This window comes from Streptomyces sp. NPDC048650 (assembly GCF_043199095.1).
GTDB lineage: Bacteria > Actinomycetota > Actinomycetes > Streptomycetales > Streptomycetaceae > Streptomyces.
The window spans coordinates 60,068-85,157 of record NZ_JBICVM010000009.1 but is presented as its reverse complement, the minus strand read 5'-3'; the positions used below and the strand labels follow the sequence as shown (position 1 = coordinate 85,157).

Annotated in this window: 25 protein-coding genes; 12 read left to right on the top strand and 13 right to left on the bottom strand. The window is 72.9% G+C overall.

Annotation, left to right across the window (positions count from 1 at the left end):
- Positions 1-102: 102 nt before the first annotated feature.
- Both ACGFML_RS24915 and ACGFML_RS24910 read right to left on the bottom strand, forming a co-directional pair.
- Positions 103-1,014 carry an SDR family oxidoreductase gene (locus ACGFML_RS24915; protein ID WP_393547161.1) on the bottom strand — a complete coding sequence of 304 codons (912 nt, stop codon included), beginning with the start codon at positions 1,012-1,014 and terminating at the stop codon, positions 103-105.
- A gap of 1 nt (position 1,015) precedes the next feature.
- Positions 1,016-1,813 carry an SDR family oxidoreductase gene (locus ACGFML_RS24910; RefSeq protein ID WP_393547159.1) on the bottom strand — a complete coding sequence of 266 codons (798 nt, stop codon included), beginning with the start codon at positions 1,811-1,813 and terminating at the stop codon, positions 1,016-1,018.
- 82 nt (positions 1,814-1,895) lie between these two features.
- On the opposite strand from ACGFML_RS24910, the gene ACGFML_RS24905 reads away from it, so the two are divergent.
- The 5 genes from ACGFML_RS24905 (at position 1,896) to ACGFML_RS24885 (ending at position 6,346) form a co-directional block, all read left to right on the top strand.
- On the top strand, positions 1,896-2,657 hold the full coding sequence (locus ACGFML_RS24905; RefSeq protein WP_393547157.1) for an enoyl-CoA hydratase family protein: 762 nt from the start codon (positions 1,896-1,898) through the stop codon (positions 2,655-2,657).
- 3 nt (positions 2,658-2,660) lie between these two features.
- The gene (locus tag ACGFML_RS24900) at positions 2,661-3,500 is read left to right on the top strand and encodes a CoA transferase subunit A (protein WP_393547156.1); all 840 of its coding nucleotides are present in this window, start codon (positions 2,661-2,663) and stop codon (positions 3,498-3,500) included.
- A complete protein-coding gene (locus tag ACGFML_RS24895) occupies positions 3,497-4,237 on the top strand; it encodes a CoA-transferase subunit beta (protein ID WP_393547154.1) in 741 nt (246 codons plus the stop codon). Before ACGFML_RS24900 ends, ACGFML_RS24895 begins: the two co-directional genes overlap by 4 nt.
- A 2-nt stretch (positions 4,238-4,239) precedes the next feature.
- Positions 4,240-5,283, top strand: a complete 1,044-nt coding sequence (locus ACGFML_RS24890) for an NAD(P)H-dependent flavin oxidoreductase (RefSeq protein ID WP_393547535.1) — start codon at positions 4,240-4,242, stop codon at positions 5,281-5,283.
- A 124-nt stretch (positions 5,284-5,407) separates the two neighbouring features.
- Positions 5,408-6,346 carry a tyrosine-protein phosphatase gene (locus ACGFML_RS24885; protein WP_393547152.1) on the top strand — a complete coding sequence of 313 codons (939 nt, stop codon included), beginning with the start codon at positions 5,408-5,410 and terminating at the stop codon, positions 6,344-6,346.
- Between the two features lie 22 nt (positions 6,347-6,368).
- Here ACGFML_RS24885 and ACGFML_RS24880 read toward each other — a convergent pair whose 3' ends face one another.
- Genes ACGFML_RS24880 through ACGFML_RS24860 form a run of 5 tightly spaced genes read right to left on the bottom strand, consistent with a single transcriptional unit; the run spans position 6,369 to position 11,692 of the window.
- Positions 6,369-7,940, bottom strand: coding sequence for an FAD-binding protein (locus ACGFML_RS24880; RefSeq protein ID WP_393547150.1), 1,572 nt, complete (start codon positions 7,938-7,940; stop codon positions 6,369-6,371).
- Positions 7,940-9,097: an acetyl-CoA C-acetyltransferase gene (locus ACGFML_RS24875; protein WP_393547148.1), complete on the bottom strand. Its 1,158-nt coding sequence runs from the start codon at positions 9,095-9,097 to the stop codon at positions 7,940-7,942. The genes ACGFML_RS24880 and ACGFML_RS24875 overlap by 1 nt, the downstream gene beginning before the upstream one ends.
- A gap of 12 nt (positions 9,098-9,109) precedes the next feature.
- The gene (locus ACGFML_RS24870) at positions 9,110-9,721 is read right to left on the bottom strand and encodes a TetR/AcrR family transcriptional regulator (protein ID WP_393547146.1); all 612 of its coding nucleotides are present in this window, start codon (positions 9,719-9,721) and stop codon (positions 9,110-9,112) included.
- Positions 9,714-10,505, bottom strand: coding sequence for an SDR family oxidoreductase (locus tag ACGFML_RS24865; protein ID WP_393547145.1), 792 nt, complete (start codon positions 10,503-10,505; stop codon positions 9,714-9,716). Before ACGFML_RS24865 ends, ACGFML_RS24870 begins: the two co-directional genes overlap by 8 nt.
- A complete protein-coding gene (locus ACGFML_RS24860; RefSeq protein ID WP_393547143.1) occupies positions 10,502-11,692 on the bottom strand; it encodes an acyl-CoA dehydrogenase family protein in 1,191 nt (396 codons plus the stop codon). The genes ACGFML_RS24865 and ACGFML_RS24860 overlap by 4 nt, the downstream gene beginning before the upstream one ends.
- 65 nt (positions 11,693-11,757) lie before the next feature.
- Here ACGFML_RS24860 and ACGFML_RS24855 point away from each other — a divergent pair, with 65 nt between their 5' ends.
- Genes ACGFML_RS24855 through ACGFML_RS24845 form a run of 3 tightly spaced genes read left to right on the top strand, consistent with a single transcriptional unit; the run spans position 11,758 to position 14,791 of the window.
- Entirely contained in the window at positions 11,758-12,642 is an 885-nt protein-coding gene (locus tag ACGFML_RS24855; protein WP_393547141.1) for an enoyl-CoA hydratase, read from the top strand.
- Positions 12,642-13,811 carry an acyl-CoA dehydrogenase family protein gene (locus tag ACGFML_RS24850; RefSeq protein WP_393547139.1) on the top strand — a complete coding sequence of 390 codons (1,170 nt, stop codon included), beginning with the start codon at positions 12,642-12,644 and terminating at the stop codon, positions 13,809-13,811. Before ACGFML_RS24855 ends, ACGFML_RS24850 begins: the two co-directional genes overlap by 1 nt.
- A complete protein-coding gene (locus tag ACGFML_RS24845; RefSeq protein ID WP_393547137.1) occupies positions 13,811-14,791 on the top strand; it encodes an acyl-CoA dehydrogenase family protein in 981 nt (326 codons plus the stop codon). The genes ACGFML_RS24850 and ACGFML_RS24845 overlap by 1 nt, the downstream gene beginning before the upstream one ends.
- Here ACGFML_RS24845 and ACGFML_RS24840 read toward each other — a convergent pair.
- The 5 genes from ACGFML_RS24840 to ACGFML_RS24820 all read right to left on the bottom strand — a co-directional run bounded on the left by ACGFML_RS24840 (position 14,735) and on the right by ACGFML_RS24820 (position 20,797).
- Positions 14,735-17,014 carry an MMPL family transporter gene (locus ACGFML_RS24840; RefSeq protein WP_393547135.1) on the bottom strand — a complete coding sequence of 760 codons (2,280 nt, stop codon included), beginning with the start codon at positions 17,012-17,014 and terminating at the stop codon, positions 14,735-14,737. The genes ACGFML_RS24845 and ACGFML_RS24840 overlap by 57 nt on opposite strands.
- Before the next feature lie 144 nt (positions 17,015-17,158).
- Entirely contained in the window at positions 17,159-17,386 is a 228-nt protein-coding gene (locus ACGFML_RS24835; protein WP_393547133.1) for a hypothetical protein, read from the bottom strand.
- The gene (locus tag ACGFML_RS24830; RefSeq protein WP_393547131.1) at positions 17,383-17,712 is read right to left on the bottom strand and encodes an ArsR/SmtB family transcription factor; all 330 of its coding nucleotides are present in this window, start codon (positions 17,710-17,712) and stop codon (positions 17,383-17,385) included. The genes ACGFML_RS24835 and ACGFML_RS24830 overlap by 4 nt, the downstream gene beginning before the upstream one ends.
- Positions 17,713-18,077: 365 nt before the next feature.
- Positions 18,078-19,145, bottom strand: a complete 1,068-nt coding sequence (locus ACGFML_RS24825) for an acyl-CoA dehydrogenase family protein (RefSeq protein WP_393547129.1) — start codon at positions 19,143-19,145, stop codon at positions 18,078-18,080.
- The gene (locus ACGFML_RS24820) at positions 19,142-20,797 is read right to left on the bottom strand and encodes a FadD3 family acyl-CoA ligase (RefSeq protein ID WP_393547127.1); all 1,656 of its coding nucleotides are present in this window, start codon (positions 20,795-20,797) and stop codon (positions 19,142-19,144) included. Before ACGFML_RS24820 ends, ACGFML_RS24825 begins: the two co-directional genes overlap by 4 nt.
- A gap of 138 nt (positions 20,798-20,935) precedes the next feature.
- Between ACGFML_RS24820 and ACGFML_RS24815 the strand changes: the two genes are divergently transcribed.
- The gene (locus ACGFML_RS24815; RefSeq protein WP_393547125.1) at positions 20,936-21,523 is read left to right on the top strand and encodes a flavin reductase family protein; all 588 of its coding nucleotides are present in this window, start codon (positions 20,936-20,938) and stop codon (positions 21,521-21,523) included.
- On the opposite strand, the gene ACGFML_RS24810 is transcribed toward ACGFML_RS24815, so the two are convergent.
- Positions 21,451-22,056 (bottom strand): helix-turn-helix transcriptional regulator, encoded by a 606-nt coding sequence (locus tag ACGFML_RS24810; RefSeq protein WP_393547124.1) that lies wholly within the window; start codon positions 22,054-22,056, stop codon positions 21,451-21,453. The two genes, ACGFML_RS24815 and ACGFML_RS24810, sit on opposite strands and share 73 nt — an antisense overlap.
- Positions 22,057-22,190: 134 nt before the next feature.
- Between ACGFML_RS24810 and ACGFML_RS24805 the strand changes: the two genes are divergently transcribed.
- The 3 genes from ACGFML_RS24805 to ACGFML_RS24795 are packed head-to-tail and all read left to right on the top strand — an operon-like array spanning position 22,191 to position 25,080.
- Positions 22,191-23,327 (top strand): LLM class flavin-dependent oxidoreductase, encoded by a 1,137-nt coding sequence (locus ACGFML_RS24805; RefSeq protein ID WP_393547122.1) that lies wholly within the window; start codon positions 22,191-22,193, stop codon positions 23,325-23,327.
- The gene (locus tag ACGFML_RS24800; RefSeq protein ID WP_393547120.1) at positions 23,324-24,073 is read left to right on the top strand and encodes a glucose 1-dehydrogenase; all 750 of its coding nucleotides are present in this window, start codon (positions 23,324-23,326) and stop codon (positions 24,071-24,073) included. The genes ACGFML_RS24805 and ACGFML_RS24800 overlap by 4 nt, the downstream gene beginning before the upstream one ends.
- Complete coding sequence (locus ACGFML_RS24795) at positions 24,073-25,080, top strand: alpha/beta hydrolase fold domain-containing protein (protein ID WP_393547119.1); 1,008 nt, start codon at positions 24,073-24,075, stop codon at positions 25,078-25,080. Before ACGFML_RS24800 ends, ACGFML_RS24795 begins: the two co-directional genes overlap by 1 nt.
- Positions 25,081-25,090: the final 10 nt, after the last annotated feature.

Here is a 25,090-nt window from a genome sequence, read left to right as displayed (position 1 = left end):
CGGCGCCGTGCGGGATTTTCCGTCGGCGCCGTGCGGGATTTTCCGTCGGTGGCCGCCGCTCGGGCGGGCGGCTCCGGGCGGAGGGCCGCGCGCCCGGGGCCGTCAGCGCGCCCCGTACACCGGCTGCGGCGGCTCGGCGGCGGCCAGCAGCTCGCGGGCGGTGTCGCCGGCCTCGGCCGGGGTCCAGCGGGCGCCCTTGTCGACGGTCGGGCCGGGGCGCCAGCCCTCCATCACGGTGATCCGGCCGGCCTCGGCCTCGAAGACCCGGCCGGTGACCTGGTCGCTGGCGGCGGAGCACAGCCAGACCACCAGGGGCGAGACGTTCTCCGGTGCCATCGCGTCGAACTCCCCTGCGCCGGGCGCGGCCATGGCCTCGGCGAAGGTCTGCTCGGTCATCCGGGTGCGGGCGGAGGGGGCGAGGGCGTTGACCTGGACGCCGTAGCGGCCCATCTCGGCGGCGGCGACGAGGGTGAGGCCGAGGATGCCGGCCTTGGCGGCGGCGTAGTTGCCCTGGCCGACGCTGCCGAGCAGGCCGGCGCCGGAGCTGGTGTTGACGACCCGCGCGTCGGGTGTGCGGCCGGCCTTGGCCTCGCTGCGCCAGTGCGCGGCGGCGTGCTTCAGCGGCAGGAAGTGACCTTTGAGGTGGACCCGCAGGACGGCGTCCCAGTCGTCCTCGCCGAGGTTGACGAGCATCCGGTCGCGCAGGAATCCGGCGTTGTTGACGAGGGCGTCGAGGCGGCCGAAGGTGTCGAGCGCGGTCGCGACCAGCGAGGCGGCGCCGTCGGTGGTGGTGATGTCGCCGGTGTGGGCGACGGCCTTGCCGCCGAGGGCGCGGATCTCGTCGACGACCAGCTGGGCGGGCCCCGCGCTGGCCCCGGCGCCGTCGGCCGCCACGCCGAGGTCGTTGACCACGACGTGTGCGCCTTCGGCGGCCAGGGCCAGCGCGTGCGCGCGGCCCAGCCCCCGGCCGGCTCCGGTGACGGCGGCGACGCGTCCGCTGCAGATTCCGGTCATGTCACTTCTCCTTGCGGTCTTCGGGGTGGTTGGCGGTGGCGGCGTCCAGGAAGGCGGGGCGTTCCCCGCCGCCGTGGACGAGCAGGCTGGCGCCGCTGACGTACGCGGCGCGGTCGGAGGCGAGGAAGACGCAGGCGTCGCCGATCTCGGCGGGCTCGGCGAGCCGGCCCAGCGGGACGGTGGCGCCGACGGCCGCGAGACCCGTCTCGTCCCCGTAGTGGAGGGCGGAGAGTTCGGTGCGCACCATGCCCAGGACGAGGGTGTTGACGCGGACGGCGGGGGCCCATTCGACGGCCATGGAGCGGGCGAGGTTGTCCAGGCCCGCCTTGGCGGCGCCATAGGCGGCGGTGCCGGGCGAGGGGCGGGTGCCGCTGACGCTGCCGATCATGATGACCGAACCGCCGCCGTGCTGGGTGCGCATGACGTCGTACGCGGCGAGTGAGGCGGTCATCGGGGCGGTGAGGTTGAGTTCGACGACCCTGGCGTGGCGGGCGGCGTCGGTTTCGCCGAGGAGGCGGTAGGGGGTGCCTCCGGCGTTGTTGACGAGGCAGTCCAGGCGGCCGTGCTCGGCCGCGACGTCGGCGAAGAAGTCCCGTACGGCGGCCGGGTCGCGGAGGTCGACGGAGCGGAAATGTGCGGTGCGGCCGCCGGCCTCGACGGGGGTGTCGGGGGGTCTGCGGGCGCAGACCACGACCTCCGCCCCGGCCTGCAGGAATGTGCGGGCGATGCCCGCTCCGACGCCTCTGGTGCCGCCGGTGACCACCGCCACCCGGCCGGCCAGGTCGAGGGTCAGGCTCATGGGACACCCCTCCCGCAGCGAGCGATCCGCTGCTAACTTCGCTACCTAACAAACGCTTGGTGGAAAGGTAGCTGATCTGCTCATGGGTGTCTCCACCTCCGGTCCGGACCGGGGCATCGCGGTCGTGACCGTCGATTTCCCGCCGGTCAACGCCCTTCCCGTCCAGGGCTGGTACGACCTCGCGGACGCCGTCCGCGCGGCCGGCCGCGACCCGGCGGTGCGCTGCGTGGTACTCGCCGCCGAGGGGCGCGGCTTCAATGCGGGCGTCGACATCAAGGAGATGCAGCGGGACACCGAGGCCGGCGGCCACGGCGCGCTGATCGGCGCCAACCACGGCTGTGCGGCGGCGTTCTCGGCGGTCTACGCGTGCGAGGTGCCGGTCGTCGCCGCGGTGCACGGCTTCTGCCTGGGCGGCGGCGTCGGGCTCGCCGGGAACGCGGACGCGATCGTGGCGAGCGAGGACGCCACCTTCGGCCTGCCGGAGCTGGACCGCGGGGCGCTCGGCGCGGCCACCCACCTGGCCCGGCTCGTCCCCCAGCACCTGATGCGGACGCTCTACTACACCTCGCGCACCGCCACTGCCGCCGAACTGCACGCCCACGGCTCCGTCTGGAAGGTGGTCCCACGCGCTCATCTGATGGACGCGGCACGGGAGTTGGCGCGCGAGATCGCCCGGAAGGACGGCACTCTCCTGCGCCTCGCCAAGGCCGCCATCAACGGCATCGACCCCGTCGACGTCCACCGCAGTTACCGCTTCGAGCAGGGCTTCACCTTCGAGGCGAACCTCAGCGGAGTCGCCGACCGCGTCCGCGACACCTTCGGCACGGACAACAAGGAGGGCTGACCCTTGACCGACAAGACCATGACACCCGAGGACGTCGTCGCCCGGCTCGACAGCGGCATGACCGTCGGGATCGGCGGCTGGGGCGCACGCCGCAAGCCGATGGCGCTCGTGCGGGCGCTGCTCCGCTCCGAGATCACCGATCTCACCGTCGTCTCCTACGGCGGCCCCGATGTCGGCCTGCTCGCGGCGGCCGGGAAGATCGCCACCCTCGTCGCCCCGTTCGCGACGCTGGACTCCATCCCCCTCGAACCGCACTTCCGCGCGGCCCGCCAGCGGGGCGCGTTCACGCTGCGGGAGGTCGACGAGGCGATGTTCATGTGGGGCCTGCACGCCGCCGCGAACCGTCTGCCCTTCCTCCCCGTACGCGCGGGCCTCGGCTCCGACGTCATGCGCGTCAACCCCGACCTCAGGACGGTGACCTCTCCGTACGAGGACGGCGAGACCTTCGTCGCGATGCCGGCCCTGCGCCTGGACGCGGCACTGGTGCACGTCAACCGCGCCGACCGGCTCGGCAACGGCCAGTACCTGGGCCCCGACCCGTACTTCGACGACCTGTTCTGCGAGGCCGCGGACAGCGCGTACGTCTCCTGCGAGCGGCTGGTGGACACCTTCGCCGATGCCGCCCCGCAGAGCCTGCTCGTCAAGCGCCACACGGTCACCGGGGTCGTCGAGACCCCGCACGGCGCGCACTTCACCTCCTGTGTCCCCGACTACGACCGTGACGAGCCCTTCCAGAAGCTGTACGCCACCACCCCCTGGCCGGAGTTCGCCGAGCGGTTCCTGCACGGGGACGAGAAGACCTACCAGTCCGCGGTCCACGCCTGGCACGAGGAGCAGAAGTGAGGACGACGACAACGACCCGGGCCGAGTACTCCGTGGTCGCCTGCGCCGACGCCTGGCGCGACAACGGTGAGGTGCTCGCCAGCCCGATGGGCACGATCCCCGCCATCGGCGCCCGGCTCGCCAAACGCACCTTCTCCCCCGACCTGCTCCTCACCGACGGCGAGGCGATGATCGTCGGCCTCGACGGCGAGGTCGAGGGGTGGCTGCCGTACCGCCAGCACCTGGCCATGGTCACCGGCGGCAAACGCCACGTGATGATGGGCGCCAGCCAGCTCGACCGGTTCGGCAACCAGAACATCTCCTGCATCGGCGACTGGCGGCAGCCCGCCCGCCAACTCCTCGGCGTCCGCGGCGCACCCGTCAACACCCTCAACAATCCCGTCAGTTACTGGGTCCCCCGGCACTCGACCCGGGTCTTCGTCGAGAAGGTCGACATGATCAGCGGCGTCGGATACGACAGCGCCGCCGGGGCCGGGCCGTCGGCGACCCGCTACCACCGCATCCCGCGGGTCGTCACCAACCTCGGCGTCCTCGACTTCGAGACCCCCGAGCGCACCATGCGGCTGGCGTCCGTGCACCCCGGCGTGACGCCGGAAGAGCTCCAGGAGGCCACCGGCTTCCCGCTGTCCCGGCCCGACGAGGTCCCCTGCACCCGTGAGCCCACCGCCGAGGAACTGCGCCTGATCCGCGAGGTCATCGACCCGAAGGGCCTGCGCGACCGCGAGGTGCCCTCGTGAGCATCTCGACGCCGCTGACGAAGCTGGTCGGTGTGCGGCATCCGATCGTGCAGACCGGCATGGGATGGGTGGCCGGGCCGCGGCTGGTCTCGGCCGCCGCGAACGCGGGCGCCCTGGGCGTCCTCGCCTCGGCCACCATGACCCCCGCGCAACTGCGGGACTCGATCCGCGAGGTCAGGTCCCGGACGGACGAGCCGTTCGGGGTCAATCTCCGCGCGGACGCGGGGGATGCCGGGGACCGCGTGCGGATCATCGTGGAGGAGGGGGTGCGGGTCGCCTCGTTCGCGCTGGCGCCCTCCCGTGAGCTGATCGCCCGGCTCAAGGACGCGGGGGTCGTCGTCATTCCGTCCGTCGGCGCCCGCCGGCACGCCGAGAAGGTCGCGGCCTGGGGTGCGGACGCGGTCGTCGTCCAGGGCGGCGAGGGCGGCGGTCACACCGGGAACGTCGCCACCACGGTGTTGCTCCCCCAAGTCGTGGACGCCGTCGACATCCCGGTGATCGCCGCCGGCGGCTTCTTCGACGGGCGCGGCCTGGTCGCCGCGCTGGCATACGGCGCGGCCGGGGTCGCCATGGGAACCCGCTTCCTGCTGACCTCCGACAGCACCGTGCCGCAGGCCGTCCAGGCCCGCTATCTGGAGGCATCGGTCAAGGACATCACCGTCACCACGAAGGTGGACGGCCTGCCGCACCGGATGCTGCGCAGCGAGCTGGTCGCGGCGCTGGAGCGGTCCGGGCGCACGGCCGCGCTGGTCAAGGCGGTGCGGCACGCGGCCTCGTTCAAGAAGCTGTCGGGACTGAGCTGGGCGCAGCTGGTCCGCGACGGCCTGGCGATGAAACACGGCAAAGAACTGACGTGGAGCCAGGTCCTGTTGGCGGCCAACACCCCGATGCTGCTGAAAGCCTCGATGGTGGACGGCCGTACCGACCTGGGCGTGATGGCCTCCGGCCAGATCGCCGGGCTGATCGACGATCTGCCCTCCTGCGCCGTACTCGTCGACCGGATCATGGCCGAGGCGGACGCGACCCTCGCCGCCCTGCCACGCTGACCCACTCTCCTGGCACACCTCTCCACTCCGCAGCGCCGGGCCGGCGGCGACACCTTCCGCCGGTCCGGCGGGCCCCTCTTCTCCTTCCTCCCGTCCCCTCCCCTCCCACACCCGGAGCCGCCGCGTGTCTCCCACCCGTCGCCGCGCCACCGCCCTCCTCCTCGGTTCCGCCCTCGGCGTCGGCGGACTCACCGCCTGCGGATCCGACAAGCCCGAGAAGTCCGACGGAGAGCCCGCATCCGCGCGGCACACCCCGGCCGCCGGGACGACCCACGTGCACCGCGTCGAGCTCCGGGGCGCGGTCAACGTCCGGGACCTCGGCGGCTACCGCACCGCCGACGGCCGCGTGGTCCGCCACGGCCGGGTCTTCCGCGCCGGTTCGCTCGCCAAGCTGACCCCGGCCGACCTGCGGACGCTGGCCGCTCTCCAGCTGCACACCGTCGTGGACCTGCGCGTCCCGGCGGAGCTGCGGTTCGACGGTGCGGACCGGCTGCCGCACGGCCTCACGGTGACCTCGCGTCCCGTCGACGACACCGGCCTGTTCCAGGCGATGCAGTCCGCCGTCGCCACCAGGAACCCTGCGGAGCAGCGCAAACGGCTCGGCGACGGCAAGGCGGAACACCGGATGCGGGAGATCTACCCGGGGTTCGTCGCCAACGCCCGCAACCGTGCCCACTTCAAGGCCGTCCTGGCGGACATCGCGCACGACGGGCGGCTCCCGCTGCTCTTCCACTGCACCTCGGGCAAGGACCGCACCGGCTGGCTGAGCTATCTCCTGCTGCGCCTGCTCGGTGTCCCGCACTCCGCCGCCGTGCAGGACTACCTGCTCTCCAACACCCTCCGGCGGCCGGCCGACGCCAAGGTCAACGCCGGGCTCAGGAAGGCCGGGATGATGCGGGACACGGATCTGCTGCGGCCGCTCCAGGACGTGCGGACGAGCTACCTGGAAGCGGGCCTGTCGGCGTTGCGCAAGGAGTACGGCGGCATTCAGGGCTATCTCACCAAGGGTCTGGGGCTGGACGAGGCGACCCTGGGCCGGATCCGCGCCCGCCTGCTGCGCTGACCGGCCCGGGGCCGCCGCCCGTTCAGCGGGCGGCGTGCGCCCCGGCACGGCGTCCGGAGAACACCGCGTCGGCGATAGACAGGCCGCTGACATAGCTGTGGGAGCAGACCCCGACGGCGCTGCGGCCCGCCGCGTACAGCCCGTCGATGACGGAGTCGTCCGCGCGCCGCACCAGCCCGGAGTCGTCGTGCACCCGCAGGCCACCGAGTGTGAGCACCGGGCAGGGGTAGAAGAGCGAACTGCCCAGCGAGCAGTCCAGGACGTAGTACGGGCCCCGGTCCAGCGCCTGGACGTGGTCCGCGGGCTTGCCCAGCGGATCCGGGCGGCCCGCGCGGGCCGACGCGTTGTAGGCAGCGAGAGTGCGGGTCAGGCCCTCCGGGTCGATTCCGGCGCGGGTCGCGGCGGCCGCGGGGGTGGCGGCCCGGTGGCGGCCCAGCGCGAACAGGTAGCCCATCTGCGCCTTCTGGAAGAACACCGTCTGGGTGCGCAGCTCCTTCCTCGCCCGCTCCCAGACCGCATGGTCGACCACCAGGTACGCCCGTCCTCCGTGGTGGGTCACCATGCGGTCGCCGATCTCGGCGCCGTAGAGCAGCTCGTTGCAGATGCGCCGGCCCGCGCGGTCGACCAGCAGTCCGCGACCGAGCGAAGCCGGCGGGGAGAAGAAGCGCCAGGCGGACACCCGGTCCAGATGCGCGGTCGCGCCGCCCGCCGAAGTCCCGAGCCGGATACCGGCGCCGTCGTCACCGATGGTGCCGAGTGGACGGCCGGCCAGGTACTGCGGGGCGTGCTCGGCCATCATCCGCGGGTCGAAGGCGAAGCCGCCCGCCGCGATCACCACCCCACGCCGGGCCCGTACGGTGAAGGTCGCGGCGCCCTGCTCCAGCCGGCGCACGGCACGGGCGAGGGCGCGCACGCCCTGCGGGTAGTAGTTGCCGCCCTTGCCCAAGGGCGCGGACAGCGCCCGGTGTGCCCGGGCCGCGGCACCGGTCAGCCGGCTGTACTCCACGCCCACGACGCGGTCCCCGTCCAGGAGGAGCCGCCGCGCGCGGGCCCGGGGGGCCAGGGTGACGCCACGGGCCCGTGCCGCCGACGCGAGATGGCCGAAGAGCACCTTGCCCGAAGCGAGCCCCCGGGCCTTGTTGCGATGGCCGCGGGGTGCGGGCGGCGCGAGGTCGCTGTAGGGCGGGAACTGCTCGTTGCCCGAGTGGTAGAGGAGGTGGTCGTCCGTGGGATAAGAGGTCTTGAACGGGCAGAGGGTGCCCTCGAAGACGGCCCCCTTCTCCTGGAGCCAGGCCAGGTTGGCGGCGCTGTCCGCGCAGAACCTGCGCAGTACCGCATCGCTCACCACGCCTTGGGTCTCGGCCTGGAGGTAGGCGTACATGGCGTCCGGGGTGTCGCTCACTCCGGCCGCGCGCTGCTGGGGGGTGCCGCCTCCGGCGTAGACGACGCCGCCGCTCAGCGCCGTGGCGCCGCCCCCGCCGAAGCGGTCCAGGGCCAGGACCTCGGCGCCCGCGTCCGCCGCCTCGATGGCCGCGGACGCTCCGGCGGCGCCGAATCCCACGACGCACAGGTCGGTCTCGGCGTCCCAGCGCATCACAGGCGCTCGATGATGGTCACATTGGCCTGGCCGCCGCCCTCGCACATGGTCTGGAGCCCGAACCGGCCGCCGGTGCGCTCCAGTTCGTGCAGCAGGGTCGTCATCAGCCGGACCCCGGTCGCGCCGAGCGGGTGCCCCAGCGCGATGGCGCCGCCGTTGACGTTCACCCGGTCCGGGTCGGCGCCGGTCTCCTTCAGCCAGGCCAGCACCACCGGGGCGAACGCCTCGTTGATCTCGACCAGGTCGATGTCGCCGATCGCCATGCCGGCCTTCTTCAGCGCATACGCGGTGGCGGGGATCGGGGCGGAGAGCATCCGGATCGGGTCCTCGCCGCGCACCGAGAGGTGGTGGATACGGGCCCGCGGGGTCAGGCCGTGTTCGGCCACCGCCCGCTCCGAGGCCAGCAACATGGCGGCGGCGCCGTCGGAGACCTGTGAGGAGACCGCCGCGGTCAGCCGGCCGCCCTCGACGACGGGCGCCAGCGCGGCCATCTTCTCCCGCGAGGTGGTGCGGCGCGGTCCCTCGTCGACGGTGACGTCGCCGTAGGCGACGATCTCCCGCTCGAAGCGGCCCTCGTCGATGGCGCGGACGGCCCGCCGGTGGGAGCGGAGCGCGAACTCCTCCATGTCCGCACGGGAGATGCCCCACTTGGTGGCGATCAGTTCGGCGCCGTGGAACTGGTTGACGGGGGCGTCCGCGTAACGGGCCCGCCAGCCACGCGAGCCGGCGTACGGGCCGTCGATCAGGCCGAGCGGTTCGGCGGCCTGACGGCTGGCGAAGGCGATCGGGACCTGCGACATGTTCTGGACGCCGCCCGCGACGACCAGGTCCTGGGTGCCGGAGAGGACTCCCTGGGCCGCGAAGTGGACGGCCTGCTGCGAGGAGCCGCACTGCCGGTCGACGGTGACGCCGGGCACCTCCTCGGGGAGGCCGGCGGCCAGCCAACAGGTCCGGGCGATGTCCCCGGCCTGCGGCCCGACCGTGTCCAGGCAGCCGAAGACGACGTCCTCGACGGCGGCCGGATCGGCACCGGTCCGTGCCATCAGCGCCCTCAGTACGTGGGCTCCGAGGTCGGCGGGGTGGGCGGCGGCCAGCCCACCGCCCTTCTTGCCGACGGGTGTGCGCAGCGCATCGACGATGTACGCCTCGGTCATGCGGTTCTCTCCTCAGTCGGATGGTGCGGATGTGCCGGTCGGTTTCCGTGCGGCGATGCCGTCCAGGACCATCGCGAGGTACTGGCGGGCGATCTCCTCGGGGCTGTGCTCCGCGCCGGGCCGGTACCAGGAGGCGGCGACCCAGACGGTGTCGCGGACGAAGCGGTAGGTGAGCCGGAGGTCGAGATCGGCCCGGAAGTCGGTGGCGGCCACGCCGCGCTCCAGCGTGCCGAGCCAGGCCCGTTCGAAGTGGCGCTGGGCGTCGGCGAGATAGCCGAAGCGGGGCTGCTGGGCGGCCAGGTGCTTGGCCTCCTTCTGGTAGATGGCGACGGCGGCGCGGTGCCGGTCGATCTCCCGGAAGGACTCGGTGACCAGGGCCTCGATGGTGGTGCGCGGGCGGAGGCCGGCGGCGAGCACCGCGTCGTAGCCGGCCCGCAGTTCGTCCAGGAAGGTGGCGAGAATCTCGTCGAGCATCGACTCCTTGGAGTCGAAGTGGTAGTAGAGGCTGCCCGCGAGCAGGCCGGCCGCGTCCGCGATCTGCCGGACGGTGGTCGCGTTGTAGCCCTGGGCGGCGAACACCTCCGCGGCGGTGGCGAGGAGTTGGCGCCGGCGGGTCTCAGGCATGCTGGGAGCTGACGGACACGGTCTCCCCGGTCATGTACGAGGCGTAGTCGCCGGCCAGGAAGACGATGACGTTGGCGACCTCCCAGGGTTCGGCGTAGCGGCCGAACGCCTCCTTCTCGGTGAGTTCGGCCAGCAACTCGGGGGTGGTGACCTTGACCAGGTGCGGGTGCATGGCGAGGCTGGGCGAGACCGCGTTGATCCGTACGCCGTACTCCGCGGCTTCCATCGCGGCGCAGCGGGTCAGGGCCATCACGCCGGCCTTGGCGGCGGCGTAGTGGGCCTGGCCGCGCTGGGCGCGCCAGCCGACGACGGAGGCGTTGTTGACGATCACGCCGCCGTTGCCCGCGGCCCGCATCCGGCGCAGGGCGGCCCGGGTGGCGCGGAAGGTGCCGTTGAGGGTGACGTCGATGACCTTGTCCCACTGCTCGTCGGTCATCTCGACGAGGTCGGCGGTGCCGCCGAGCCCGGCGTTGTTGACCACGATGTCGAGGCGGCCGTGGCGCTCCACCGCGAGGCCGAGGAGGGCTTCGACCTGCGCCTCGTCGGTGACGTCGCAGGGCAGGCCGGCCACCCTGTCCGTGCCGAACTCCGCGGCGAGCGCGGCCACGCTCTCCGTCAGCCGCCGCGCGTGCGCGTCGCCGACGACGATCCGGGCGCCCTCTTCGAGGAGGCGGCGGGCGGTGGCGCCGCCGATCCCGGCGCCGGCCGCGGCGGTGACGACGGCGGTCCGGCCGGCGAGCAGGTCATGACCGGGCACGTAGGCGGGCGGGGGTGCGGAGCTCATGCGCGGGCCTCCTTGGGCAGGCCGAGCACGCGCTCGGCGATGATGTTGCGCTGGATCTCGTTGGAGCCGGCGTAGAGGGTGTCCGCGCGGGAGAACAGGAACAGCCGCTGCCAGTCGTCCAGTTCGTAGGGCGCGCCGGCGGCCAGCGTGCCGCCCGCGCCGCAGATGTCCATGGCGAGTTCGCCCAGGTCGCGGTGCCAGGTGGCCCAGAAGATCTTCCCGATGGACGCCTCGGGTCCGGGGGCGCCGGCGGCGGCGCCGTCGAGCATCCGCAGGGCGTTGAAACGAATGGTCTCCAGGCCGATCCATGCCTGGGCCAGCCGGTCGCGGATCAGCGGGTCGTCGGCCGCGCCGTTGCGGCGGGCCAAGTCGATCAGGCTCTCCAGTTCGCGGCGGAAGGCGACCTGCTGGCCGAGGGTGGAGACCCCGCGCTCGAAGCCGAGGGTGGCCATGGCCACCTGCCAGCCGTCGCCGGGGGCGCCCACGATGTGCTCGGCGGGCGTCCGGGCCCCGTCGAAGAACACCTCGTTGAATTCGGAGGTGCCGGTCAGCTGGACGATGGGCCGGACGTCGACGCCGCGCTGGTCGAGGGGGACCAGGAGGTAGGACAGGCCGCGGTGGCGGGCCGAGCCCGGCTCGGTCCGCGCCAGGACGAAGCACCACTGCGACTCGTGGGCCAGTGACGTCCAGATCTTCTGCCCGTCGACGATCCAGTCGCCGCCGGGCCCGTCGCGTACCGCGCGGGTGCGGACGTTCGCCAGGTCGGAGCCCGCGTCCGGCTCGCTGTATCCCTGGCACCACAGTTCTTCCACGGCGACGATCGACGGCAGGAAGCGGGCGCGCTGCTCGGGGGTGCCGAAGGCGATGAGGGTGGGGCCGAGCAGTTGCTCGCCGATGTGGTTGACCCGCGCCGGGGCGTCGGCGAGGGCGTATTCCTCGTGGTAGGCGACCTGTTGTTCCAGGGTCGCACCGCGGCCGCCGTACTCCACCGGCCAGCCGACGCAGGTCCAGCCGGCGGCCGCCATGTGCCGCTCCCAGGCGAGGCGTTCGGCGAACGCCTCGTGCTCCCGGCCGGGGCCGCCGCGGCCGCGCAGCGAGGCGAACTCGCCGGTGAGGTGGGCCCGCAGCCAGGTGCGGAATGCGGTGCGGAAGCTCTCGACGGTGGATGGGGCCTCGACGCTGCTCATGGCGGTACGTTAACCTACCAAACACTTGTTAGGGAAGCTGCCTGTGAGGGAAGGAGGGGCGGAGAATGACCGCTGCCCACGACGACGAGCCCGTGCGCTATGCCCGGCAAGGGCCGATCGCGACCGTCACCATGAACCGGCCGGACTACCGCAACGCCCAGAATTCCGCGATGACCTACGCCCTGGACCGCGCCTTCTACCGCGCCGCGGACGACAGCGAGGTCAAGGTCGTCGTGCTGGCCGGCGAGGGCCGGCACTTCTCCGCGGGCCACGACATCGGCACCCCCGAGCGCGACGCGCACCTGCCCTTCGACCGGAAGGCGGGGCTGTGGTGGGACCACTCGGACAAGACGGGGGCCGAGAGCAGGTTCGCCCGCGAGTCCGAGGTCTATCTGGGCATGTGCCGCCGCTGGCGGGAACTGCCCAAGCCGGTCATCGCCTCCGTACAGGGCGCCTGCGTGGCGGGCGGGTTGATGCTCGCCTGGATCTGCGATCTGATCGTCGCCTCCGAGGACGCCTTCTTCGCGGACCCGGTCGTGCGGATGGGGATCCCCGGAGTCGAGTACTTCGCGCACCCGTGGGTGATGCCGCCGCGCATCGCCAAGGAGTTCCTCTACACCGGGGACCGGATGAGCGCCCGGCGGGCGTACGAGGTGGGCATGGTCAACCGCGTCGTACCGCCCGGCGAACTCGCCGCCCGCACCGAGGAACTGGCACTGCGCATCGCCGAGATGCCGCGCCTCGGCCTCGCCCTCACCAAGCGCGCCGTGAACCAGGCCGAGGACCTCCAGGGCCTGCACGGCGGCCTGGACTCCGTCTTCGGCCTGCACCACCTCGCGCATGCACACAACGCCGAGACGGCCCAGGACTCGCTCGGCGGCATGGACATCAAGGCGATGCGGCGGCATTCCGGGAACCGTCCCGCACAGCCCGGGAAGGCGGAAGCCTGATGGACCTCGACTTCACCCCCGACGAGAACGCCTTCCGCGCCGAGGCCCGCGCCTGGCTCGCCGCCCACGTACCCACCGATCCCCTCCCCTCGCTGGAGACCGAGGAGGGCTTCGCCGCCCACCGCGGGTGGGAGCGCACACTCTCCGCGGACCGCTGGTCGGCGGTCTCCTGGCCGCGGGAGTACGGCGGCCGGGGCGCCTCGCTCCTCGAGTGGCTGATCTTCGAGGAGGAGTACTACGCCGCGGGCGCGCCCGGCCGGGTCGGCCAGAACGGCATCAACCTCCTCGCCCCCACCCTCTTCGAGCACGGCACGGACGAACAGCGGGCCCGCGTCCTGGGCCCGATGGCGCGCGGCGAGGTCATCTGGGCGCAGGCGTGGTCGGAGCCGGAGTCGGGCTCCGACCTGGCATCGCTGCGCTCGACGGCCGTCCGGACCGACGGCGGCTGGCTGCTGAGCGGACAGAAGACCTGGTCGTCCCGGGCCGCCTTCGCCGACCGCGCCTTCGGACTCTTCCGGAGCGAACCGGGCACCCCCAAGCCGCACCAGGGACTCACCTACCTGATGTTCGCGCTGGACGCGCCGGGCGTGACGGTCCGTCCCATCGGCCGCCTCGACGGCAAGCCCGCCTTCGCCGAACTCTTCCTCGACGAGGTCTTCGTACCGGATACGGACGTCATCGGCGAGGCGGGCCTGGGCTGGCGGGTGGCGATGAGCACGGCCGGCAACGAACGCGGGCTCACCCTGCGCAGCCCCGGCCGCTTCACGGCGGCCGCCGACCGGCTGACCGGACTCTGGCGCGCGGGCGTGGCCCCCTCCGACACCGCGCTGCGCGACCGGGTCGCCGACGCCGTGATCGGCGCCCGCGCCTACCAGCTGTTCACCTACGCCAACGCCTCCCGGGTGGCCGACGGCGGCTCCCTCGGCGCCGAGTCGAGCCTCAACAAGGTCTTCTGGTCCGAGCTGGACATCGCCCTGCACGAGACCGCCCTCGATCTGCTCGGCCCGTACGGCACCCTGGCCGACGACGCCGCGGAAGCGCCCGATCACGGGAGTTGGGCCGAGGGGTACACCTTCTCCCTGGCCGGCCCGATCTACGCCGGCACCAACGAGATCCAGCGCGACATCATCGCCGAGCGACTGCTCGGCCTGCCGAAGGGACGCCGGTGATGCGGTTCCTCCTGACCGACGAACAACGGGCGTTCGGCCGGACCGTGGACGGCATGCTCGGCGCCTCGGGCACCCCGGCCGTCATCCGGGCCTGGGCGGCCGGCGACCACAAGCCGGGCCGCGAACTGTGGGCCCGGATCGCGGAAGCGGGGGTGTTCGGCCTCGCGGTGCCCGAGGCGTACGACGGGACGGGGCTGCTCCCCGTCGAACTCGTCGTGGCCGTCGAGGAGTTGGGGCGCCATGCGGTGCCGGGCCCCCTGGTGGAAACGGTGGCCGCGGCGGCCTTCCTGAACCACCTGGGAGAGAGCGGGGCGGCCCGGGAGTGGCTGCCGCGGATCGCCTCCGGTGAGGCCGTCGTCGGCCTCTGCGCACAGGCTCCGTTCGCCCTGGACGCGGACGCGACCGACGTCGTCCTCGTCCTCCAGGACGACACCGTACGGCTCGCCACGCACCACGGCCCCGTCCAGCCGTCCCTCGATCCCGCCCGCAGGCTCGCCCGTCCTCTCGACGGCGCCGTCCTCGCCCAGGGCCCGGCGGTGACCGCGGCCACCGCGCACGCCCTCGGCGTCGCACGGCTGGCCACCGCCGCGCAGTCGCTGGGCCTGGGCCGCGCCCTGCTCACGGGGACCGTCGCCCACGTCAAGCAGCGCACCCAGTTCAAGGTGCCCATCGGCTCCTTCCAGGCGGTCAAGCACCGGCTCGCCGACACCCTCGTCGGGCTGGAGTTCGCGCAGCCCCTGGTGCATGCGGCGGCGCTGGCCCTGGCGGCCGACGCCCCGTCCGCCGGCCGGGAGATCGCCGCGGCGAAGGTCGCGGCGGGCGAGGCCTGCCATGCCGCGGCGCGCGCCGCACTCCAGCTCCACGGCGCCCTCGGCTACACCGACGAGCTGGACCTCTCCCTGTGGATCCGCAAGGCCCGCGCCCTACGGGACGCCTGGGGGACGCCCGCCGAGTGCCGGACCCGGGTGCTGGCGGACTGATTCCCCGCCCGGCCCCCGGCGTCCTGGTACGGGAGACGCCGTGGGCCGGGGCGCGGGCCAGGCCCTCTCTCCCAGCAAGGCCATGGCGGCGGGCAGCAGCACGCCCCGCACCACGGTGGCGTCCAGCAGCACCGCCAGCGCCATGCCCAGGCCGAGCATCTTGTACTCGATGGCCGACAGCGTCACGAAGACCGCGAAGACACCGGTCATGATCAGCGCGGCGCTGCTGACCACCCCGGAGCTTGCGGCGACGCCGGAGACGACGGCGTCCCTGGGCGGGGCACCGCCGAGCCGGCGCTCCTTGATCCGGCTCAGGATGAAGATGTGGTAGTCCATGCTCAGCCCGAACAGGATGATGAACATGAACAGCGGCAGCCAGCTGACGACGCCTCCGTAGGACGTGAATCCGAGGAGGGATTCCAGGTTGCCGCCCTGGAACACCCATGCCAGCACTCCGTACGCGGCCCCGATGGACAGCGCGTTCAGCAGGATCGAGGCCAACGGGATGGTCCACGACCGGAACACCGCCGCCAGCAGGACGAACGCCAGGGCCAGGATGAAGGCGATGACCAGCGGAGTCCTGGCGTTCACCTGCTCGGCGAAGTCGTGCGGCATGGCGGTTCTTCCGGCGACGGCGTACCGCAGGCCCGGGACCGCCCCGACGGTGGCCGGCAGCGCCCGCTCGCGCAGCGTGGTCAGGGCGCGGTCGGCGGCCGGGTCGGTGACGGCGCCGCCCAGCGGCACCCGTACCACCAGGCCGTCGCCGACCGGCACCGCGGTGATGGGCTCGCGGAGCGCTCCCCCGCTTGCGGCCGCCTGTTCGTGCAGCCCCTTGAGGGCCTTGCGGACGGTGGGCCCGTCAGCCGCCGCCCCGTCCTTCCGGTCGAGGACCACCCGCGCCGCGGTCGCCGCGCCGGGGAATGCCCGCTGCATCTGCCGTGCGGCGTCCACCGCGGCCGAGGCGCCGGCCGGCAGGCTGGCGGTCACCGGCGCGTCCTGAAGGCGGAGCCCCAGCGCGGGCACCGCCAGGAGAACCAGCACGATCGCCGTCGAGCCGCCGGCCGCAACGGGCCGCCGAACGACCGCTCGTGTCACCCCGCCCCAGAACCTCGACTCCCTGGGCACCGTCATACGGCGGCCGAGCCACGGTATCCGCGCCTTGTCCACGCGGTCGCCGAGCGCGGAGAGCAGGGCGGGCAGGACCGTGACCGAGGCGAGCACCGCGAGGCCGACGACCAGCAGTGTGCCCACGGTCAGGCCCGTGAAGACGTCCACGCCGGTGAACAGCAGACCGAGCATGCAGATCATCACGGTCAGCCCGGACGCGACGACGGCACGGCCCGAGGTGGCCGCCGTGATCCGCAACGCCTCCCGCACCTCGTGCCCGGCGGCCCGTTCCTCCCGTACGCGCCGCAGCGAGAACAGCGAGTAGTCGATGCCGACGGCCATGCCGATCAGCAGCACGATCGCGGAGGCCGCGCTGTTGAACGGCACCCATCGGCCGACCAGTTGCAGCAGGCCGAAGGTGGCGGCCACGGTGGTCGCCGCGACCAGCAGGGGTATCCCGGCGGCGATCAGCGAGCCGAAGACGGCGAGCAGGACGAGGAGGGTGAGCGGGAGGGACGTCGTCTCGGCGTTCTTCAGGTCGCCCTTGATCCCGTCGTTCACGGCGGCGGAAAGGGAGCTGTCGCCCGCCTGGAGGAGGCGCACGCCGGGGTGGCGCTTCTGCACCACCGCCACCGCGTGCTCCGCGGCCGCGACGTGGCCGTCGAAGCTCTCGTCCGGGCCCCGGACTTCGAAGGTGACCAGCCCGGAGCGGCCGTCCCGGGAGATCCAGCGGGCGCCGTGGGCACCCAGGGGCGAGCCGACGTCGTGCACGGCCTGCGGTGACCGGCGTAACTCGGACACCAGGTCCTGTGCCGCCGATTCGAGGCGGGAATCACCGGAGAAGCCGGGGGCCCCGGATCTCCCGGCCGGTCGGATCAGGATGTTCTCCCGTACCGAGTCGTCCGCGTGCAGCGCGTCCACCCGCTGCTGGGCGCGCCCCGCCTCACCGGGGTCGACGGCATGTGCGCCCTCACCGCCGGCGAGTGCGCCGGCGAGGACGGCGAGGACGACCAGTGCCAGCCAGCCGCCGATCGCTGCCGCGCGATGCCGCGTCGACCAGCCGGCGAGTGCGGTGACCAGGCCGGGCCGGGCATCTGGTTCGGTTTCGGGCAGCATGAACTACCCTCCTGTTCCTGGTGGATCGGTTCGTGGGAACCCGCCTGTCGGCGAGGTGTTCCGGCCGCCGTTACGGGGCCGTCGAGTTGCCGCTCGACGGCCCTGCGGCCGTGTGATGGTCGGTGGGTACCGCGGTGCGGGGACCTATTCGACGTCCTTGAGGACCCGCTCGATCGCCTCCAGCCGCCGCTCGATGCGCTCCTGACCCGCCACCCCGTCCTCCACGAGCTTCTTGTACGCGGCCTCCCTGGTCAGCTGCGCCTTGGCCCGCTGAGTGATCGCGACCTGCCGGATGACGGTGACCACGGCGGCGGTGAGCAGGACAAAGATCCCGATGGTCGCTATGACTTCCTGCCACTGGTGGTAGTTCATCGCGGCGGTCCCTTCTCGATGGTCAGCGTCTCCACGGCAGTGGCGAGCCGCTCGGGCGTGAGATGAACCGAGAACGGGTTCACCTCGTAGAACTTCATGGCTTTTCCGTCGTCCGACACCTGGATCCGCGAGGAGACCAGACCGGCCGCCTCGAGTTTCTTCAGATGCACCTGAAGCAGCGCCCGGGAGATGCCCAGTTCGCGAGCCAGTTGGCTCACGTAGCGCGGCCCTTCCAGGAGGGCGGCGACGACGCGCACCCGGTGGGGGTTGGACAGCGTCGCCAGTATCCGGACGAGCTCGTCACCGGTCGGCGTGGGGTCTCTCATGACAGCCTCCAGCACATGCCAACTTACGTTAGCAGGTGCCTAGTTGCCATGGCAGGCAGTCGGCCGCACGTCCTTGTGTGCGGCGCCTTACGGGCAACCGGGCTGTCAGAGGCGGCGGTTCGACCCGTCGCATCCCGACTTCGACGACACGCAGCGCGGGGCCGTGCGGGGCCGTGCGGGTCCGGGAGCTGCGGACCGGCCGCAGGATCGGCAAGCCTCCGACCGGCCACGGCCTGGGCATCGGCTCGCTCACGACCGTCCCGTACGAGGGAGGGCCGCTCGCCGTCGGCAGCGGCGAGGAGGGTGTGAGCGCCGTGACCGGCAGCGCCGACCGCACCCATCGGGTGTGGACCTGGCGCTCGAGGTCAGCCCCGGCCCGCCGTCAGCCCCAGCTCCGCCGCGAGCCGTTCACGGTGCCGGGCGGGGGCACCGAAGAGCTGGCCGCAGCCGTGCGCCCGCTTGAAGTACCGGTGGGCATCGTGCTCCCAGGTGATCCCGATCCCGCCGTGCAGCTGCACCATCTCCCCCGCCACCGCCGAAAACGCCTCCGAGCAGGCGGACTTGGCGACGGCCGCGAAGCGGGACAGCTCCGCCGCCCCCTCGGCGGCCGCGAAGGCCGCGCCCCAGGCGGCCGACCGCGCCGCTTCGACCCGGACATACGCGTCCGCCAGCCGGTGCTTGACGGCCTGGAAGGAGCCGATGGGGCGGCCGAACTGGACCCGTTCCCGGGCGTAGGCCACGGTCAGTTCCAGGCATCGCTCGGCCGCGCCCACCTGCTCGGCGGCGAGGGCCACGCACCCGAGGTCCGTCACCCGGCGCAGCACGCGCGCGCCGTCGCCGTCCCTCCCGACCGGGCGCCCCACCGTGCCGTCGAGGACGATCCGCGCCTGCGGCCGGGTGGAGTCCATGGTCACCAGCCGCTCGCGCCGCAGCCCGCGGGCGTCCGGCGCCGTCTCGAACAGCGAGAGGCCCGCATCGGTACGGGCGGCCACGATCAGGAGACCGGCGTCCGCCCCGTCCAGGACATGCTCCTTGACCCCGGTCAGCCGCCATGCGCCGTCCACCCCGCGGCGGGCCTCGGTGCGTACCGCAGCCGGCTCCCAGGAGCCGTTCTCCGCCCAGGCCAGCGCGCCCACCACGCTCCCGTCGGCCAGCTCCGGCAACCGTGCCGGGTCGCCGCACGCGAGCAGAGCCTGGGTGGTCAGCACGGCGGAACCGAGGAAGGGTACGGGGGCCAGCGCGCGCCCCAGCTCCTCCATCACGACGTGGACCTCGAGGGCGCCGCAGCCGGCGCCGCCGTACTCCTCGGGCACCGCCAACCCCGCGGCGCCGATCTGCGCGGTCAGCGGACGCCAGGCCGAAGCGTCCGGTTGTCGGGCGAGCAACGCCCGTACGGCCGAGCGCAGTTCCTCGTGTTCACCGGTCGGCCTCATGCGCCGGACGCTCCCTTCCTCGCGGTGCGGCGCAGTTCGCCCTTGAGGATCTTGCCCCCGGCGTTGCGCGGTAGTTCCGGCAGCAGGTGATAGCGGCGCGGGACCTTGAAGTTGGCCAGCCGCTCGCGGGTCCAGGCGGTGAGCTCGCCGGGATCGGGGGCGGCGCCCCGCACGGGGACGACGAAGGCGACGCCGATCTCGCCGAGCCGTTCGTCGGGGGCGCCGACGACGGCGATGTCGGCGATGTCGGGGTGCCCGCGCAGCACCTGTTCCACCTCCGCCGGGTAGGTGTTGAAGCCGCCGACGACGTACATGTCCTTGATCCGGTCCGTGATGGCGAGAAAGCCGCGGTCGTCCAGGACGCCCACGTCGCCGGTGTGCAGCCAGCCGTCGGCGTCGACGGCCTGGGCGGTGGCGGCCGGGTCGTCGAGGTAGCCGCGCATGACGTGGTAGCCGCGGACGACCACCTCGCCGGGCTCACCGGTGCGCACCGGGTCGCCGGCCGGGTCGACGATGCGCAGTTCGGTGCCGGGCAGCGGGAGGCCGACCGTGTGCGCGAGGGTCCGGGCGTCGGCGCCGGTCGGGCAGACGGTGACCACTCCGCCCGATTCGGTCAGGCCGTACGCGGTGAAGACGTCCGGGGCGCCGAGTTCCTCGCGGATGTCCCGGACGAGCTCCGCGGGCACGCTCGCCGCTCCGGTGCCGGCGAGCCGGAGCGCGGTGAGCAGGTGGCGGTCGCGGTCCGGATGGTGGATCAGGCCGTGGAAGACGGTCGGCGGGCCCATCAGCACGCTGACCGATTCGGCCGCCATGCGCCGCAGGACGCGGTCGGTGTCGTAGACGGGTTCGGGCAGCATGGTGACGCCCCGCAGCAGGCAGGCGAGGATGCCGGCCTTGTAGCCGAAGGTGTGGAAGAACGGGTTGACGAGGAGGTAGCGGTCGCCTTCGCGCAGCGTCACCAGGCGGGACCAGGCGCCGAAGACGCGGAGGGTCTGGCCGTGGGTGGCCGGCACCCCCTTGGGGCGTCCGGTGGTCCCGGACGTGAAGAGGATGTCGGCGAGGTCGTCGGGGTCGACCGCTTCGGTCCGGGCGGCGAGTTCGGCGTCGGTGACCTCTCGGCCGGACGCCAGGTAGTCGCGGTAGGCCACGCTCGCCGGGTGGCCTGCTCCGGATCGTTCCGACGACGGCCCTCCGTCGTCCCGCAGGACGACCGTTCCGCTCAACCGCCCGAGATCTTCACCGGAGTCGAGCAGCATCGTGTCGTAGTCGCAGCCGAGGAAGCCGCGTGCGGCGAAGAGCCACCGCGCCCCGCTGCGCCGCACGATGTCGGCGGCCTCGGCCGCCTTGTAACGGGTGTTGAGAGGGACGAGCACGGCCCCGACGGAGACCGCGCCGAGCACCGCGGTGATCCACTGCCGGCTGTTGGGCGCCCATACCGCGATCCGATCACCGTGCCGCACACCGTGCGCGATCGCGGCCCGCGCCGCGGCGGCCGTCTCCTCGCCCAGCTCGGCGAAGGTCCAGCGGACCTCGTCGTCGACGAGGGCCTCCCGGTCGCCGTACTTCCGGGCGGCGTAGCGCGTGAGCTGCGCGATGGTGACCGGCTCCAACTGATCCGGCGGCCCTTGCTGGTTGACGTGTGCGCTGGTCATGGCCTCCCGCTCCCTTGCTCGGAGGTGGCGGCCGCGGTCCCGCGCGCTGCCGCCTACTTGACGTGCGGACGTGGCCGGTATCCAATCACAGTGTTTCGGTTAGACATATACCTAGTAGAAATAACTTCGGGAGGCAGCGTGCCCACCTTCACCCCCGACACCCCTCCGCCGCCCGCCCCACCGGTCCACCCCGCCGACGGCGCGGCGATGCGCGACACCCTCGCCAGCTTCTGCACCGGCGTCGCCGTGGTCGCCGCGCTCCGGCCCGACGGACGGCCGGCCGGCATGGCGGTGCAGTCCTTCGCCTCGGTGTCGCTCGATCCGCCCCTGGTCTGCTTCTGCCCGGCACAGACCTCCACCACCTGGCCGGAGATCAGCGCCGCCGGGCGGTTCGCGGTCAGCCTGCTCGCCGCCGACCAGCAGGCGCTGTGCCGCCAGTTCGCGGTCACCGGAGGGGACAAGTTCGCCGGGGTCGACTGGCGGCCCGGGCGGAACGGCGCGCCGCTGCTGACCGCCGCGCTCGCGACCGTCGAGTGCGACCTGGTGGACACGCTGCCGGGTGGCGACCACGTCATCGCACTGGGCAGGGTCACCGCCCTCGCCCCCGCCGGCCGGGTGCGGGACGCCGACCCGCTGCTCTACTTCCGCCGCACCTACGGGCGCTTGCGGTCCATCTCGTCCAGGTCGGCGAGCATCGCATCGGCCAGATCCCGCTCGGAGGCGTAGTAGCGCTCCGACCACTTCAGGACGAGCGACGGGTAGACCCACTCCTCCTTGTCCCGGGCGCCCGCCGCATCGACCTCGGCGCGCTGCCGCATGGTCTCCGCGTACTCCCGGTGCCGGCCGAGCACTTCACGCATCCGGTCACCCTCGAGCAGATGGCCGAGCCAGAGCCGCAGCATCACGCCGTGCTTGAGGACCGGGGGCTCCACCGACGCCTCACGGGCCCAGTGACGGACCGCGTCCAGCCCCTCGTCGGTGATCACATAGACCCGCTTGTCGCGGTTGCCGGTCTCCTGCGCGACCATCCGCGAGGTGACGTAGCCGACCTTCTCCAGGCGCTTGAGCTCGCCGTAGATCTGACTGAAGGACGGGCTCCAGTAGAAGAAGCGCAGCGACCAGTCCGACCACTTCTTCAGGTCGTAACCGGACAGTTCCTCGCCGAACGAGAGCAGCCCGAGGACCGCCCAGCTCGTCGCCGGCAGCGCCGGACGCTCGCCATCGCCGGCCTGGGCCCCGCTCGCCTTCTTCTCCGTCACGTTCCGCAGTCTACGGTCCACGCCCGGATCGCCCCGACCGGACATCACCGACCCCACTTCCTTCGCCCTCGTATTCCTGCTAGACATATTCCTATTCGAAATAACTATCCGGCGTCTCCAGGAGGCAGTTCCCCGTGAAGTTCTCGATGATCTTCGAGGCCCAGCTCGCCGATCCGACTCCCGAACACGAACGGCAGGTCATCCACGACTGCGTCGAACAGGCCGTGTACGCGGAGGACATGGGCTTCGACCGCATCTGGGCGGTGGAGCACCACGCGCTGACCCGGTACGCGCACATGAGCGCCTCCGAGATCTTCCTCACCTGGGTCGCCGCGCGGACGTCCCGCATCCGCATCGGTCACGGAGTGGTGACCATGCCGTTCGGCTACCAGCACCCCGTCCGGGTCGCCGAGCGCGCCGCCATGCTGGACGTGCTCTCCGGCGGCCGCGTCGACATCGGCGCGGGGCGCGGCGCCACCAAGCAGGAGATGTCCATGTACGGCGTCCGGCCCGAGGACACCTACCCGCAGATGGAAGAGGCGCTGCGGATCTTCGCCAACGCCTGGCGCACGGAGCAGTTCGAGTGGCACGGGTCGATCGACATCGGCCCCGGCGCGATCCTGCCCCGCCCCGTCCAGGGCCCGCACCCGCCGCTCTTCATGGCGTGCAGCAAGCACGACACTCTGAGGCTCGCCGCCGAACTGGGCATCGGCGCACTGGTGATGGGCTTCGCCGGGGCCGACGACGTCCGGGAGATGCGCAAGGTCTACGACGAGGCGATCGCCACCCGCGACGGCGACCGGCTGGTCTCCGGCGAGGTCAACGACCACTTCTCGGCGCTGTGCCCGACCGTCGTACTGGACGACGCCGCCGCCGCGTACCGGATCGGCACCCGCGGCCAGCGGTTCTTCGCCGAGTCCATCGCCCACTGGTACGGCAACGGCCCCGCGCCGACCGGCTACGACGAGGACATCGAAGCGGCGGACCACGTGGCGGCCATGGAACAGGGCCGCGAGCGGCTGGTCGCCAAGCTGCACGACGCGAACATCCCGGCACGCCCCAACGACACCGGGGCCTACAACGCGCAGCACGCCTACGGCACCGCGCAGGACGCCATCGCCTATGTCGAACAGCTCCGCGCGATCGGGGTGGACGAGGTGATGTGCCTGATCCAGATGGGCACCGTGCCGCAGGAGGCGTGCATGGAGACCATCCGGCAGTGGGGCGAGACGGTCATCCCGCACTTCCGGGCCCTCGAGCAGCGCGCATGAGCGCCGACGGACAGCGTCTGGACGGCAAGGTCGCCGTGGTCACCGGCGCCGGGCGGGGCCAGGGCGCGGCCGAGGCGCGGCTGTTCGCGGAAGCGGGCGCGCGCGTGGTGCTCACCGACGTACGCGAGGAGGAGGGCCGAGCCGTCGCCGACGGGCTGGGCGAAGCAGCCGTCTTCGTGCGGCACGACGTGACCGATGCCGAGGGGTGGGCGGCCGTCGCCGGCACCGCCCTCTCGTCCTTCGGCCGGCTCGACATCCTCGTCAACAACGCGGCCCTGTGGCACACCGCTCCCGTCGACACCGAGACCGCGGCCAACTTCGAGCTGCTGTTCCGGGTGAACCTGCTCGGCCCGTTCCTCGGCGTCCAGGCGGTCGTCCCGGCGCTGCGCAGGGCGGGCGGCGGCTCGATCGTCAACATCTCCTCCACGGCCGGCTTCAAGGGCCTGCCGCAGCACGCGGCGTACGGGGCGAGCAAGTTCGGGCTGCGCGGCCTGACCAGGTCGGCCGCCATCGACCTGGCCGGCGACCGGATCCGGGTCAACTCGGTGCACCCGGGAATGATCGACACCCCGATGGTGGCGGGCGCCCTGGGGCCCGAACGTGGCGAACAGGAGTATCCGCGGGCACCGTTGCGGCGCATCGGACGGCCGGAGGAAGTGGCCGAGTTGGTCCGCTTCCTGGCCTCGGACGCGTCCGCGTACATCACCGGCGCCGAATTCGCCGTGGACGGAGGGCTGACCACCTGATGACCGCAACCGCAGCCTCGTCTCCGGGCACCCCCTCCCCGGGCACCCCCTCCCCCGACCCGCTCTCCCCCGCCGCCCGCCGGATATGCGACGCGATGACGGCGGGCTTCCCCGACCCGAGGCACGGGCCGCTGGACGCGGCGTCCCTGCGCCGCGCCACGGGCACCGGTGCCGCACGTCCCGCTCGGGAGGGCGTCGCGGTCGAGGACCGGACCGTCCCGGGGCCGCCGGGAGCGCCCGGCATCCGCGTCCGTCTCTACCGCCCCGCCACCGGAGCCTGTGCTCCCCGCCCCCTCCTCGGCTACTTCCACGGCGGCGGTTGGGTGATGTGCGACCTCGACACGCACGACGGCCTGTGCCGTGAACTGGCGCTGCGCAGCGGTGCGTCGGTGATGTCGGTGGACTACCGGCGCGCACCGGAGGACCCGTTCCCGGCCGCCGCCGAGGACGCGTACACGGCCACCCAGTGGGCCCTCGCCCACGCCGCCGAGCTGGGCTGCGATCCGGCCCGGGTGGTCGTCGGCGGCGACTCCAGCGGGGGCGGGCTCGCCGCCGCCGTCACCCTGATGGCCCGCGACCGCGGCAGTCGGCGGCCGGCCGCCCAACTCCTGCTCTACCCGGCCCTGGATCACCGGTTGACCGGCGGTTCGGCGACCGCCTACGCGACCGGCTTCTTCCACACCACGGCTCATATGCGCTGGTACTGGGAGCAGTATCTGGGCCCCGGGGGCGACCCCGGGCACCCGTACGCCTCCCCCGGCCTCGCCCCGGACCTGACCGGCCTGCCGCCCGCCCTGCTGGTCCTGCCCGAGTGCGATCCGCTACGGGACGAGGGGCGCGCCTATGCCCTCGCCCTGCGCGCGGCGGGCGTCGAGGCCCGGGTCGACGAACACGGCGGCACCTTCCACGGCTTCCTGGGGGCGCTGGGGTTCCTGCCGGCGGCGGAGGCCGCCGTGGACGCGGCGAGCGAGTGGCTCGCGGGGGTGCCGGCCGGGTCCTCGGCGTGAGGGGAGCGCA